The sequence below is a fragment of the Planotetraspora silvatica genome (genome assembly GCF_016863315.1).
In the GTDB taxonomy this organism is placed as follows: domain Bacteria; phylum Actinomycetota; class Actinomycetes; order Streptosporangiales; family Streptosporangiaceae; genus Planotetraspora; species Planotetraspora silvatica.
The window spans coordinates 57,402-70,426 of the sequence record NZ_BOOQ01000007.1; the positions used below are offsets into that span (position 1 = coordinate 57,402).

Annotated in this window: 10 protein-coding genes; 7 read left to right on the plus strand and 3 right to left on the minus strand. The window is 70.0% G+C overall.

The window, feature by feature from the left end:
• Nucleotides 1-41: 41 nt before the first annotated feature.
• A complete protein-coding gene (locus Psi02_RS06775) occupies nucleotides 42-1,007 on the minus strand; it encodes an NAD-dependent epimerase/dehydratase family protein (RefSeq protein WP_203972586.1) in 966 nt (321 codons plus the stop codon).
• A 348-nt stretch (nucleotides 1,008-1,355) separates the two neighbouring features.
• Between Psi02_RS06775 and Psi02_RS06780 the strand changes: the two genes are divergently transcribed.
• From Psi02_RS06780 to Psi02_RS06790, 3 genes are all read left to right on the plus strand, one after another.
• Nucleotides 1,356-2,318 carry a glycosyltransferase gene (locus Psi02_RS06780; RefSeq protein WP_203972587.1) on the plus strand — a complete coding sequence of 321 codons (963 nt, stop codon included), beginning with the start codon at nucleotides 1,356-1,358 and terminating at the stop codon, nucleotides 2,316-2,318.
• Nucleotides 2,319-2,616: 298 nt separating this feature from the next.
• Nucleotides 2,617-3,816, plus strand: coding sequence for a sensor histidine kinase (locus Psi02_RS06785; RefSeq protein ID WP_203972588.1), 1,200 nt, complete (start codon nucleotides 2,617-2,619; stop codon nucleotides 3,814-3,816).
• 121 nt (nucleotides 3,817-3,937) lie between these two features.
• Nucleotides 3,938-4,741 (plus strand): SAM-dependent methyltransferase, encoded by an 804-nt coding sequence (locus Psi02_RS06790; protein ID WP_239094666.1) that lies wholly within the window; start codon nucleotides 3,938-3,940, stop codon nucleotides 4,739-4,741.
• A 138-nt stretch (nucleotides 4,742-4,879) separates the two neighbouring features.
• Here the strand turns inward: Psi02_RS06790 and Psi02_RS06795 are convergent, their stop codons facing one another.
• Nucleotides 4,880-5,830: an MBL fold metallo-hydrolase gene (locus Psi02_RS06795; RefSeq protein WP_239094667.1), complete on the minus strand. Its 951-nt coding sequence runs from the start codon at nucleotides 5,828-5,830 to the stop codon at nucleotides 4,880-4,882.
• 237 nt (nucleotides 5,831-6,067) lie between these two features.
• On the opposite strand from Psi02_RS06795, the gene pgm reads away from it, so the two are divergent.
• On the plus strand, nucleotides 6,068-7,705 hold the full coding sequence (pgm, locus tag Psi02_RS06800) for a phosphoglucomutase (alpha-D-glucose-1,6-bisphosphate-dependent) (RefSeq protein ID WP_203972590.1): 1,638 nt from the start codon (nucleotides 6,068-6,070) through the stop codon (nucleotides 7,703-7,705).
• 141 nt (nucleotides 7,706-7,846) lie between these two features.
• Here pgm and Psi02_RS06805 read toward each other — a convergent pair whose 3' ends face one another.
• Complete coding sequence (locus Psi02_RS06805; RefSeq protein ID WP_203972591.1) at nucleotides 7,847-9,694, minus strand: AMP-dependent synthetase/ligase; 1,848 nt, start codon at nucleotides 9,692-9,694, stop codon at nucleotides 7,847-7,849.
• 764 nt (nucleotides 9,695-10,458) lie between these two features.
• Here Psi02_RS06805 and Psi02_RS06810 point away from each other — a divergent pair.
• The 3 genes from Psi02_RS06810 to Psi02_RS06820 are packed head-to-tail and all read left to right on the plus strand — an operon-like array spanning nucleotide 10,459 to nucleotide 12,963.
• On the plus strand, nucleotides 10,459-10,986 hold the full coding sequence (locus Psi02_RS06810) for a PadR family transcriptional regulator (RefSeq protein WP_203972592.1): 528 nt from the start codon (nucleotides 10,459-10,461) through the stop codon (nucleotides 10,984-10,986).
• Complete coding sequence (locus tag Psi02_RS06815; protein ID WP_203972593.1) at nucleotides 10,983-11,129, plus strand: hypothetical protein; 147 nt, start codon at nucleotides 10,983-10,985, stop codon at nucleotides 11,127-11,129. Before Psi02_RS06810 ends, Psi02_RS06815 begins: the two co-directional genes overlap by 4 nt.
• A 1-nt stretch (nucleotide 11,130) precedes the next feature.
• A complete protein-coding gene (locus Psi02_RS06820) occupies nucleotides 11,131-12,963 on the plus strand; it encodes an FtsX-like permease family protein (protein ID WP_239094668.1) in 1,833 nt (610 codons plus the stop codon).
• Nucleotides 12,964-13,025: the final 62 nt, after the last annotated feature.

Sequence of the window (13,025 nt, forward strand, 5' to 3'; positions counted from 1 at the left end):
ACCTCTTATTAAGAGGTAATTTCAGGACGAAAGCCACATGATCAAGAGACGGCCGCGGTGTCCGTCCTGCCGAGTTCCCGCTCGAACCAAGCGATGGTCCGGAGCAGCCCGGTCTCGGGATCGATCCGCGGCCGCCAGCCGAGCCTGCGGGCCGCCAGCGAGGTGTCCGGCCGGCGGACGTCCGGGTCGTCCACGGGCCGTTCCACGAACCGGATGGGCGAGGAGGATCCGGTCAGGCGGCGGATCGTCTCCGCCAGTTCGACCACGGACATCTCGACGGGGTTCCCGATGTTCACCGGGCCGGCGAAGTCGCTCGCGGCCAGCGCGAGCACGCCGCGCACCGTGTCGTCGACGTAGCAGATCGATCGCGTCTGGCCGCCGTCCCCCGCCACGGTGATGGCCTCGCCCGTGAGGGCCTGCCGGATGAACGTGGGAATCGCCCGGCCGTCGTGGGGTCGCATCCGCGGGCCGTAGGTGTTGAAGATGCGGACGATGCCCGTGTCCACTCGGTGGGACTCCCGGTACGCCGTGGTGAGCGACTCCGCGAAGCGCTTGGCCTCGTCGTACACGCTGCGCGGTCCGACCGGGTTGACGTTGCCCCAGTAGCTCTCCCGTTGCGGGTGCTCCAGCGGGTCGCCGTACACCTCGCTGGTCGAGGCGAGGACGAAGCGGGCGCCCTTCTCTCTGGCGAGCCCGAGCGCGTGCAGGGTGCCGAGACTGCCGGCCTTGAGCGTCTCGATCGGGTGCCGCAGGTAGTCGGCGGGGGACGCGGAGGAGGCGAAATGGAGCACCAGGCCCACCGGCCCCGGCACGTGGACGAAGCCGGTGAGGTCGCACTCCAGCACGCGGAAGGCCGGCCGGCCCATCAGATGCTCGACGTTGCGCGGCGATCCGCTGAGGAAGTTGTCCATGCAGGTCACCGAGGCGTCCAGGTCGAGGAGGCGCTCGCACAGATAGGAGCCGAGGAACCCGGCGCCGCCCGTGACCACCGCGTGGAGACCCGTCATCGTGCGTCCACCTCCAGCGGCACCTGGCCGCGTTCGCATCGGATCGTCTCCGTCGCGCGTGTGGTGGTTGGTTACCGCAACCGGCTCCGCTAAACGGACTTTTATTGATAATTCAACTTAAATGGGGACACATTCTCGCGAGGTTGTCACGTTGTGTAGTCGTCAGAGCTGTTTGTTCCGGTCGCTCCCGGGTAGCCGAGGGGCCCGTGAGGTGGCGCGCCCGTAGGGGCCGTGAAGACGCCGTGAAGATGCGGCGAAGACGTCGTGGAGACGCGGCGAAGACGCCGATGAACAGGTGATGACCGAACGGGCCGGGCGGGATGGCCGATCGACGGGGAGCGGGGATCGATGAGAATCCTGGTGTGGCACGTGCACGACTCGTGGACCACCTCGTTCGTTCAGGGAGGCCACGACTATCTGATGCCGCTCACGCCCGGCCGCGGGCCCGACGGCAGAGGCCGGTCACGCATGTTCCCCTGGCCGGACAACGTGCGTGAGGTGCCCTGCGACCTGCTCCGGGACGCCGAGGTGGACGTGGTCGTCTTCCAGCGGCCGCACGAGATCGCGCTGGCCCGCGAATGGCTCGGGCGCGACGTGCCGGGCGTGTACGTCGAGCACGACACCCCCGTGGGCGACGTGCCGGACGCCCTGCATCCCGTGGCGGGCCGGGACGACATCCCCCTCGTCCATGTCACGCACTTCAACGACCTGTTTTGGGACTCGGGCGACGCGCCCACCCGGGTGATCGAGTACGGCGTGATCGATCCCGGCCACCTCTACAGCGGCGAACTCACACGTGCGGGCGTGTTCGTCGACGATCCGATCAGGCGATGGCGCGTCGCGGGGACCGACCTGCTGCCCGCCTTCGCGGTGTCCGCCCCCCTCGACGTCTTCGGCACGCGGGTGGGCGGCCTGCCCGCCGCTCTCGGCCTCCACGGCAGGATGGCCGCCTTCGAGGATCTGGCGCGGAGGGAGGCGCTTGCCGAACTGGCCAGGCGGCGGGTCTACCTGCACCCGTATCGCTGGACGTCTCTCGGCGCGTCGCTCATCGAGGCCATGATGCTCGGCATGCCGGTCGTCGCCCTGGCCACCACCGAGGCGGTGGAGGCCGTCCCGCCGGAGGCGGGGGTCGTCTCCACGCGCGTCCCCGCGCTCATGGCCGCGCTGAAGGGATTCGCCGCCGAGCCGGAACTGGCCGCCCAGGCCGGCAAGGCGGCCCGGGCCGCGGCCCTCGCACGTTACGGCCTCGGCCGCTTCCTGGCCGACTGGGACCGGATGTTGCTCGACGTGGTCGCCGGCGGGGCCGGCTGATCTCGACGGTCGATCCACCCGCGCCGGGACGGTCCCCGAGGTCGATCTGTGCCGGGACGGCTCGCCCGAAATCGATCTGTGCCGGGACGGCTCACCCGAGGCCGATCTACCTGACGGCTCGCACGATGGGGCCTGCGTCTGACGGCCTGTCGCCCCGGGAGCCGGGGGTGTCGATTAAAGAGGTCTTTGTGCAGGTTAGACCTCCACACTCCCGGGTAGCGCTAATCGGACGAATCTATTCAAATGCCGCAAAATTCTCGATCGGGATTGAAGTCACGGAATCTCCCGGAGCGGCGCCATGGAGGCCGGAATCAGGTACGCGCAGGGTGGATGGCGGGGATTCACCGAACGTCACCGAGACGTTCTCGTCGACGTGTCGCTGGCGGTGGCGGTCCTGGTCTGCAGCCTTCCCCCGGCGCTCGCGGAACTGGCCGCTCCCGCGTCATGGGTGTCGGCCCCCCGCTGGTTCGCCATGCTGTCCGCCGTCGCCGCGTCGCTCGCCATGCTGGTACGGCGTCGCGGGGCCTGGCCGCCCCTCGTCGCCTCGGTGATCTGCCTCGCGGTCACCGGGGAGTTCCTGCCTCTGACCATCGCGGCGTACTCGATGACGGCGCATGCCACCGTACGCAGGTGGGAACGGGTGGCCGCGGTGGCGTCGGTCGCCTACCTGGCGATGAGCCTGCTGGCCCGGCCGCCGTCGCATCTGCTCTGGGCCGAGGCGATCCGCGCCGTGGCGCTGGTCTACCTCCCCGCGATGATCGGGGCCTGGGTCAGGGGATACCGCACGATGCGGTCGGAACAGTGGTTGCGGGAAGAGCGGGCCGCGTGCGACGAACGCCGTCGCCTGGCGGGGGAGTTGCACGACACCGTCACCCACGCGGTCACGGTGATGGTCCTCAACGCCGGCATCATCCGGGACACCGAGGACCGGACGGAGGTCGTTTCGCTGGCCAGGATCATCGAGGACAAGGGCGTGCGGGCGCTGTCCGAGCTGAGGGACCTGCTGACGGTGGTGCGCCGCGGAGACATCCCCGCGTCGGCCAAGGGGATCGACGCGATCCCGCAGCTGATCGACGAGTGCTCCGCGATGGGCCTGCGGATCGACCTCCGGCTCGACACGGGTGCACTCTCCAGGGAGACCGGCCACGCGTGCTACCGGATCGTCCAGGAGGGGCTCAACAACGTCCGCAAGCACGCGCCGGGATCCGAGGTGCGGGTGCTCTGCGAGACCACGGGCGAGGTGACCAGGGTGTCGGTGATCAACGGCGAGCCCGACGGCGAGCCGCGCCCGGCCAGGGTGATTCTCCAGCCCGCGGGGACCGGCTACGGGCTGGAGGGGCTCAAGGAGCGCGTCGTCCTCCTGGGGGGCCTGCTCGCCTGGGCTCCGACGGAGGAGGGGGGCTTCGTGCTGACCGCCCGCATCCCCCGGAACAAGGACATGGGGTATCCGCCGCCGGCCAGGTGGGGGGCCGTGGGCGCCGCCGCCGGCCCTCGGTGAAACTCGCCGGAACGTCACTCCAGCCGTACGGCGCGTGATCCGCTTCTGTTTCCGCATATATCCGGGTTTGTTGGCTACGTTGAGATCAACATCGGACGCGGGCGAGGGACGGATGAACAACATGGAACAGGCACCGTCGGGGATCGATCCGGCGATTCCGAGCGTCGCCCGGATCTACGACTACCTCCTCGGCGGCACGGACAACTTCGCCTCCGATCGGGCGGCGGCCGACAAGCTCGCCGAGTTGACCCCCAACATCAGGGAGGGCGTCCAGGCCAATCGGCGCTTCCTCAGCCGTGCGGTGCGCTTCCTCGCGGAAAGGGGGGTCCGCCAGTTCCTCGACATCGGCGCGGGCCTGCCCACCCAGGAGAACGTCCACCAGGTCGCGCTGAGGGTGGCGCCGGACTCCCGGATCGTCTACGTCGACAACGACCCGATCGTGCTCGCCCAGGGCGGCCGCCTGCTGGCGGACGACCGGCAGTCGATCGTCGTGGACGGCGACCTGCGCGAACCCGAGGCCATCCTGAGCGACCCGCGGATCCTCGCTCACATCGACTTCGACCAGCCGGTCGGGCTGCTCATGCTCGCCGTGCTCCACTTCGTCCCGGAGGACGACGTCGCCGAGAGGGCGGTCCGCACGCTGTGCGCCCGGCTCGCTCCCGGAAGCGGCCTGGTGATCAATCACCTCTCCTTCGGCGACATCGACGACGGGAAGCTCCAGGAGGGCCGCGAGGTCTACCGCCGCACCGCCACCGGCTCCGTGACGCCCAGGACCCGCATGGAGATCCTGCGGTTCTTCGACGGATTCGAGCTGGCCGAGCCGGGCCTGGTGTCCACAGGGGAGTGGCGTCCGGAGCCGGACGAGCCCACCATCCCCAAGCTGCCCGGCATCGACGGGTTCAGCGGGGTTGGCCTGCTCCGCTGAGAGCGACTGAAGGCTCGCGCGGGTCTGCCCGTCAGGTGGCGCTCGCGCGGGCCTGCTCCGCTGAAAGCAAGCGGCTGAAGGCTCGCGCCGGCCTGCCTCAGACTCGCGTGTGCCGTGCGCGTCAGACGGCGGTGCGCGTCAGACGGCGCTCGCCATCGGGCCGCCGTTGTACCGTACGGCGTCGCCGATGGCTTCCAGGAGGTCGAACGGCGTGCCCGTGGCGTCGGCGTACGCACGGTGCAGGTTGAGCGCCAGCCTCTCGGCGTCCGGCATGTCCGCGAACTCGCCGAGGTCGCAGCGCTGCGCCGCCTCGAGCGGCGTCAGGCCCTCGGCGAGCCCGGCCCGCGCGGTCCGCAGCACCAATTGGAGATAGCGCTCCATGCCGGCCAGCACCCCGGGCAACTCGGCCCCCGCGATGAGGGGACCGTGACCGGGGACGACGTGGTCGGCGCCGAAGTCGGCGAGCCAGCCCAGCGACGCGATCGCCCCCTCGACCGAGCCCATGAACACCAGCGGGGTGACGCCGTGGAAGATCAGGTCGCCGGTGAACAGGACCCGCTCCTCGGGAAGCCAGGCCACGACGTCGCCGGTCGTGTGCGCGGGATGGCCGGGGTGCAGCAGGTCGACGCGGCGCGAGCCGGTGAACAACGTCAGATCCGAGCGCAGGACGACCGAGGGGGCCCGTCGCGTGACGCGGCCCCAGTCCGGCACCGGCTGCCAGACGGGCGGGCAGCCGTCGATGATCGGATCGACCAGCAGTCCCTCGCGCATGGCCTCGTGGCCGATCAGCACCGTCGTGTTCGGAAGCAGGCTGTTGCCGTAGGTGTGGTCGCCGTGCAGGTGCGTGTTGACCGCCATGGTCAGCGGCGCGTCGCCGGTGGCCGCGCCCACGGCGGCCAGGAATCGGCGGGTGCGCTGCTCGGTGGCGCAGGTGTCGATGACGATGGTGCCGTCGGGGCCGTTCACCGCGCCGGCGTTGTTGATCCACCAGGTGCCGTCGGGCTGCACCCAGGCGAAGACGCCTTCGACGATCTCGTGCAGGGCCGCCGCCTCGGGCGCGGAGCCGGCTCCGTCGTGCGTCGATGTCACCGTTGTCATCCCTCTGTTCGTGCGCGGATCACGGATTCGCGGGCAGGTCGCGGGACCATTCGCCGCCCGCGTGCCCCGGTTACGATACGACCCCTTTGGGCGATTCTATGAAGCGGTCCTCTCGTACGGCACGGCCGCCGGTGACCAGCGGCGCCTCCCGGAGGGGAGAGCCGGAGGATATGGGGCAGACTGGCGGATGCCCCCGTCTGACGGCGAACCGCAGGAGCATGAGAGCCCATGGCCGACCCACGCGCCGGACAACCCGCCCGCCCCTCCGACCTCGTTGACGTGGCCCGTCTGGTCACGGCCTACTACGCCTTGCACCCCGATCCCGAGCAGGCCGGCCAGCGGGTCGCGTTCGGGACGTCGGGTCACCGGGGATCGGCGCTCAACGTCGCCTTCAACGAGGACCACATCCTCGCGACCAGCCAGGCCATCTGCGAGTTCCGGGCGAGCAGGGGCGTGGACGGGCCGCTCTTCCTCGGCGTCGACACCCATGCCCTCTCCGAGCCCGCCCGGGTCAGCGCGCTGGAGGTCTTCGCGGCCAACGGCGTCTCCGTGCTGATCGACAGCCGTGACGGGTACACGCCGACGCCCGCCGTCTCCCACGCGATCCTCACCTTCAACCGCGGTCGCGAGACGGGACTCGCCGACGGGGTCGTGGTCACGCCGTCGCACAACCCCCCGGCGGACGGCGGCTTCAAGTACAACCCGCCGAACGGCGGCCCGGCGGACACCGACGCCACGTCGTGGATCCAGGACCGGGCCAACGCGCTGATCGCCGATGGCCTGAAGGAGGTCCGGCGCATCCCCTACGCCCGCGCGTTGGCGGCGTCCACGACCGGGCGATACGACTTCCTCGGGGTGTACGTCGACGACCTCGGATCGGTGGTGGATCTCGAGGCGGTCCGGGACGCGGGCGTCCGCATCGGAGCCGATCCGCTGGGCGGTGCCAGTGTGGCCTACTGGGGGGAGATCGCGGATCGGTACGGGCTCGACCTGACCGTGGTGAATCCCCTGGTCGACCCGACCTGGCGCTTCATGACGCTCGACTGGGACGGCAAGATCAGAATGGACTGCTCGTCGCCGTACGCGATGGCGTCCCTGATCGGCAAGCGCGACGCCTTCGACGTCTCGACGGGCAACGACGCGGACGCCGACAGGCACGGCATCGTGACCCCCGACGCCGGGCTGATGAACCCCAACCACTTCCTCGCCGTCGCGATCTCCTACCTGTACGGCAACAGGCCCGGATGGCGGCCGGACACGGGGGTCGGCAAGACCCTGGTCAGCAGCAGCATGATCGACCGGGTCGCGGCCGATCTGGGCCGGCGCCTGGTCGAGGTTCCCGTGGGGTTCAAGTGGTTCGTGTCCGGGCTGCTCGACGGATCGCTGGGCTTCGGCGGCGAGGAGAGCGCGGGCGCCTCCTTCCTCCGCCGTGACGGCTCGGTGTGGACCACCGACAAGGACGGCATCGTCATGGCGCTGCTGGCGTCGGAGATCATCGCGGTCACGGGCCGCTCGCCGAGCGAGCACTACTCCGGTCTGGTCTCCCGGTTCGGGGACCCCGCCTACGCGCGGGTCGACGCGCCCGCGACCCGCGAGCAGAAGGCGGTTCTGAGCAGGTTGTCCCCCGAGCAGGTCACCGCCGGCACGCTCGCGGGGGAGCCGATCACCGAGGTGCTCACGTCCGCTCCCGGCAACGGCGCGGCCATCGGCGGGCTCAAGGTGTGCACGGAGAACGCCTGGTTCGCCGCACGCCCTTCCGGTACGGAGGACGTCTACAAGATCTACGCCGAGTCGTTCCGCGGCCGGGACCATCTCGGCGAGGTGCAGGAGGAGGCCCGGGCCCTGGTCGACACGGCCCTGGGATGAGTCGACACGGCCCTGGGTCAAGGGGAGCCGGCGCTTCGCGGAGAGACTCGAAGCGGTTCGGCGGAATCGGCGCCGCGCGTTCCGGAGAGCTCCGACGCGTGAGCCGGCGTCCGTGACGGGCCGGCTCACGCGCCGGGGTGATCAGTCTCCGTAGAGCAGGTCGATCGCGTCGGAGTACTTGCTGTGGATGATCCGGCGGCGCAGGGAGAACTTGGGCGTGAGCTCCTCGGTCTGGGTCGACCACTCCACGGGCAGCAGCTTCCACTTCTTGATCTGCTGAACCCGTGCCAGGCGCTCGTTGGCCCTGGTCACGATGGTCTCGACCGCGGCCAGCACCTGGGGGTGCTCGGCCAGGTCGGCGAGCCCGGTGAAGGTGAGGCCCTGAGTGCGGGCCCAGGCCGGGGCGGCCTCGCCGTCCAGCGTGATGAGCGCGACCGGGTAGGGGCGGCGGTCGCCGAACGCCAGGGCCTGGCCCACCAGGGGATGCTCCTTGAGAAGGTTCTCGATGTTGGCGGGGGAGATGTTCTCGCCGCCCGCCGTGATGATGAGCTCCTTCTTGCGGTCGATGATCCGGCAGAACCCGTCCTCGTCGAGGGTGCCGACGTCACCGGTGTGCAGCCAGCCGTCCTCGTCGAGGAGGTCGGCCGTGGCCTGCGGCAGGTTGAGATAGCCCGACGTCCCGATGGGGCCGCGCATCAGCACCTCGCCGTCGTCGGCGATCTTCAGTTCGACGCCGGGGAGCGCCGGGCCCACCGAGCCGAGCTTGTACCTGGTGGGGGTGTTGACCGTGCACGCACCGGTGGTCTCGGTCATGCCGTAGACCTCGAGGATGTTCAGGCCGAGGCCGGCGAAGAAGCGCTGCACCTCGATGGAGAGGGGTGCCGCGCCCGACGACAGCCAGCCCGCCCGGTCGAAGCCGATCAGCGACCGGACGAGTGACAGCAGGGCCGCGTCGGCCTGCTCGTAGGCCTGGACGATCTCAGGAGGGGGCGTCGCGCCGTTCTGGCCCGCCTCGATGTAGGCGACTCCCGCGGCCATCGCCGCCCTGGCCTGCGCCTGCTGCTCCTCGGGCTGGGTGTCCATGACCGCGAGCAGCCCCGCCATGATCTTCTCCCAGACCCGGGGGACGCCGAAGAACAGCACCGGCCGCACCTCGCGGAGCACCGTGCTGAGCTGCGTGAGGTCGGGGCAGAAGTGGACGTGCGAGCCCTTGAACAGGGGCAGGTAGAGGCTCAGCACCCGCTCGGCGATGTGGGCGTAGGTGAGGTAGGAGATCTGGGTGCCCAGGTCGGGGAGCGAGGAGGTCCTCTCGATCGCGCTGACCTCGTAGCTGATGTTGCGGTGGCTCAGCGGCACGCCCTTGGGGTTGCCGGTCGTGCCCGAGGTGTAGAGCACCGTGGCGGTGTCGCCGGGCCGTACGGCACGCAGGCGGCCCTCGACGAGCGCCGGGTCGGCCGCGTGCCGTTCCCTGCCGAGGGCGACGAAGGCGTCCCAGGTCATGAAGCGGTCGCCCGAAGGACACGCCTCCGGGTCGAGCACGATCACCTTGGTCAGGTGCGGGAGTTGATCCAGGGCGTGCTGCCAGCGCGCCAGTTCGTCGGCTCCGCCGATCACCGCGATCTTCGCGTTCGAGTCTCCCGCGATGTACGTCACCTGCTCGGGGGCGAGCGTGGCGTAGACGGAGATCGGGGTGGCCCCCGCGTGGACGGCCCCGAGGTCGGCCAGCACGTGCTCGGTGCGGTTGACCATCATGAGCGTCACGGCGTCGCCCGCCTCCAGGCCCAGCGCGGCGAAGGCGGCCGCGAGTGCCAGCACCTCCGACCTGGCCTGGGCGAAGGTCAGCGTCTCCCAGCCGTCGCCGGCGCGCATCGAGTACGCGGGGGCGTCGGGGTGAGCCTCGGTGATGTCCTGAAGCCGGCTGCAGAGGGTGTATTCACGAATCTGGTCCTCTATCAGGGAACGCTCGTACAGAATGTCGGCTTTAGTCATAGATGAGCCTTTTTGTGTGGGGGATGGCATCTGACTTGGGACGTATCGCATCACGCGGCCAAATGGGTTACAAGAGGTTCACCTGAATGCCTTCTTCGAGGTGAGCTCAGGAGTGCGTTCTTCGAGACCGGACGCCATTTCCCGCTCGCGCGAGAAGGCGGGAATCCCATTGGCCTAGACCATTCACGGCGCGGTCGGGAAATCCGACGCGGGCCGTTGATATCGCCCGCGGTTCGCAGGGAAGGGAAGCGGCCGCCACAAGGATTTCATCCGGCTCCGGGCGTCGGGCGGGGCCGTACCGTCAGGTGACGACGTGCTCTCCGGCCGCAAGAGCAGGGCGTCGGGCGGGGCCGCGCCGTCGGGTGACGACGTGCTCTCCGGCCGCGAGAACGGGTTTCCTCCGTGATCCGAGGGCGAACTGGGGTCCGAGGGTGAACCCCGGCCTGGCGGGCGCCGCCACCCCGCTAATGGCGCGATTTTCATTTCTCACGGAAGTCGCTCACGATTCCGTGAGAAATGAAAAGGAATCACCGGCAACGCCTGGGCCTGTCTCCGCCACCCCGACTTCCGCGCAGTCGTCACGCACCGGGGAAAGCCGCCAAAGGTTCATCCAGCCCCACTGCCCCCTGCCGGAACGGCAGGGTCGAACGGTTCGCGGAAACCTCGCCCGGGAAGTCGCGGGCGGTCTCGCCATCGCGTCGTGAGGGCTTGACAGCGATGGGGATAACCGTTAGCCATGGTGACCAACGATCATAGGAGGGCCCATGCAGCAGGAAGTGGTGCTGGCGATGCTGGCCAAGGAGCCCTCGCACGGCTACCAGCTGCGCGCACGGCTGCGCGACGCGCTCGGCCCCCTCGGCGACGCGATGAACGCCGGGCAGATCTACGTCACCCTGACCCGGCTGGAAAAGGCCGGCCTGCTGTCGGTCGAGAAATCCGCCGATGACGCCGACCGGTCGGATCGCAAGGTGTACGCCCTCACCCCCGACGGCCAACAGCGAGTCGCCGAGTGGATCGCCGAGGTGAGCTGGCCACGGCCCGACCTCGCGGAGTTCCATCTCAAGCTGATCGCGGCCGCGTCGGCCGGCCTGGCCGACCCGCTCACCATCGTCGACACCCAGCGACGCGAGCTGCTGCGCCGGCTGCGTGACGCCCAGCGCGCCGCCATGGCCGAGCCGGACCGCTCGGACGCGGGGCTGTTGCTGGAGGGCATCGTGCTCCGGCTTCAGGCGGACCTGCGCTGGCTCGAGGCATGCGAGCAGAACTGGACCTGCCGAAGGAGTGGATCGTGAACACCGCCGCCGACACGTCCGTGCTGCTCGCCCGCGGGTCGCGAAAGGAGAAGGGAGAGGGATCGCTGCGCGCCGTCGACGGGGTCGATCTCGACATCGGCCCGGGAGATGCGGTCGGCGCCCTCGCCGGACTGGAGGACTGAGGTGACGGGTCGCATCCTTCTCGTGGGCCGCCTCGCCGTGCGTGATCTCCGGCGGCGCCGCACCGAGGCCGCGCTTTTGCTGCTTGCCATCATGGCGGCCACCACGACGTTGACTCTCGGGCTCGTCCTGAGCGACGCGGCCGGCGACCCGTACCAGAGCACCCGTGAGGCGACCAACGGACCCGACGTGGTCGCCGGCGTCAGCCGGCCCGCCAAGCTTTCCGGTCTCGAGAACCTGGCCGGCGCTCCCGGCGTCATCGGCCACGGCGGACCGTACCCGGTCATCCCGGCGAAACTTCAGGCATCCGATCGAACGTCAGATGTGCAGGCCGTGGGCCGCGACGCCGCATCCGTGTCGGTCGACCAGCCTGAGCTGACACAGGGCAGCTGGGTCGGCGACGGCGGCGTGGTGGTCGAGGCCGCCTTCGCCGACGCGCTCGATGTGCGCGTCGGTGATCCGGTCACCCTGGACGGCCGTTCGTTCGAGGTCGTCGGCGTCGCGGTCACCGCCGCCATGCCGCCCTACCCGGGGTCGTCCTGCATCGTCTCCGTCGGTTGCGCGAGCGGTGCGACTCCCGAGGAGCTGTCCGAGCTTCCTCCGGGCCTGTTACAGAATCCAGGTCTGGTCTGGCTCACCGAGGCGGATGTGCGGAGCCTCGCCACCGATTCGGACTCCCTGTCCTACGTGATGAACCTGAAGCTGGCCGACCCGGATGAGGCGCAGGCGTTCGTCGACGCGAACCTCCGGGAGAGCCGGGACGCCCCCCGCCTGGAGTCCTGGGAGAACATCCTCGAAGACGCCACCGAGCTGGCCAGAGACTCCCAGATCCTGCTGCTGATCGGAGCCTGGCTGCTCGGTCTGCTCGCCGTGGCCAGTCTTTCGGTGCTGGCCGGCGGCCGGATGGCCGATCAGACCAGACGCGTCGGACTCCTCAAAGCAGTCGGCGGCACACCGAGCCTGGTCGCCGCCGTGCTGCTCGCGGAGTATGTCCTCGTGGCCGTCGTCGCGGCCGCGGCCGGGTTGGCGGTCGGATCGCTGACCGCTCCGTTGCTCACCGAGTCCAGCGCTGGCCTCGTCGGCAGCGCGGGCACGCCGTCGATGACCATGTCCACGGCCGTTTCGGTGACCGCCGTGGCACTCGGCGTCGCGGTGGTCGCGACCCTTGTTCCGGCCGTGCACGCCGCCCGCTCCAGCACCGTCGACGCGCTGGCCGACTCGGCACGCCCACCTCGCCGCGTCGGTTGGCTGATCGCGATCTCGGCGCGACTGCCCGTCCCGCTGCTTCTCGCCTTGCGGGTCGCCGCCCGACGGCCGCGACGGGTCGTCCTGGCCGCGGTCAGCATCGCGATCACAGTCAGCGGGATCTACGTCCTCCTGGTGCTCAACGCCTTCCTCACCACCCAGCCGCTCACCGGCGGATATGACGATGCCCAGGTGGAGGTGCTGCGCCATGTGCTTCTCGTCTGGACGGTCATCCTGCTCTGCCTGGCGGCGGTCAACGCCATCGTCATCACCTGGGCGACGGTGCTCGACAACCGGCATTCGTCGGCGCTGGCGCGCGCCCTCGGCGCAACCCCTCGTGAGGTGAGTGCGGCACTGGCGGCCGCACAGGTTCTGCCCGCGCTCGTCGGTGCTGTCTTGGGCGTCTTCCCGGGCGGCTTCGCACTGTTCGCCGCGATAAACGCGATCACCGGCGGCGACGGCGACAGGGCCGCGCTTCCCTCGCTCTGGCAGCTGCTCGCCACGGTGCTGGCAACCGTGCTCGTGGTGGCGGCGCTCACCGCTGTTCCCGCCCGCCTCGGTGGCCGCCGCCCCGTGACCGAGACTCTCTGAGCACCACGTGCGATCCGGGGATCACGGCCTGCCGGCGCGGGGTGTGCACGGCCGCGCCGGCG

Coding starts and splice junctions, on each gene's coding strand:
- Psi02_RS06775 (WP_203972586.1), bottom strand. CDS start 1,007: ATGACGGGTCTCCACGCGGTGGTCACGGGCGGCGCCGGGTTCCTCGGC.
- Psi02_RS06780 (WP_203972587.1), top strand. CDS start 1,356: ATGAGAATCCTGGTGTGGCACGTGCACGACTCGTGGACCACCTCGTTC.
- Psi02_RS06785 (WP_203972588.1), top strand. CDS start 2,617: ATGGAGGCCGGAATCAGGTACGCGCAGGGTGGATGGCGGGGATTCACC.
- Psi02_RS06790 (WP_239094666.1), top strand. CDS start 3,938: ATGGAACAGGCACCGTCGGGGATCGATCCGGCGATTCCGAGCGTCGCC.
- pgm (WP_203972590.1), top strand. CDS start 6,068: ATGGCCGACCCACGCGCCGGACAACCCGCCCGCCCCTCCGACCTCGTT.
- Psi02_RS06805 (WP_203972591.1), bottom strand. CDS start 9,694: ATGACTAAAGCCGACATTCTGTACGAGCGTTCCCTGATAGAGGACCAG.
- Psi02_RS06810 (WP_203972592.1), top strand. CDS start 10,459: ATGCAGCAGGAAGTGGTGCTGGCGATGCTGGCCAAGGAGCCCTCGCAC.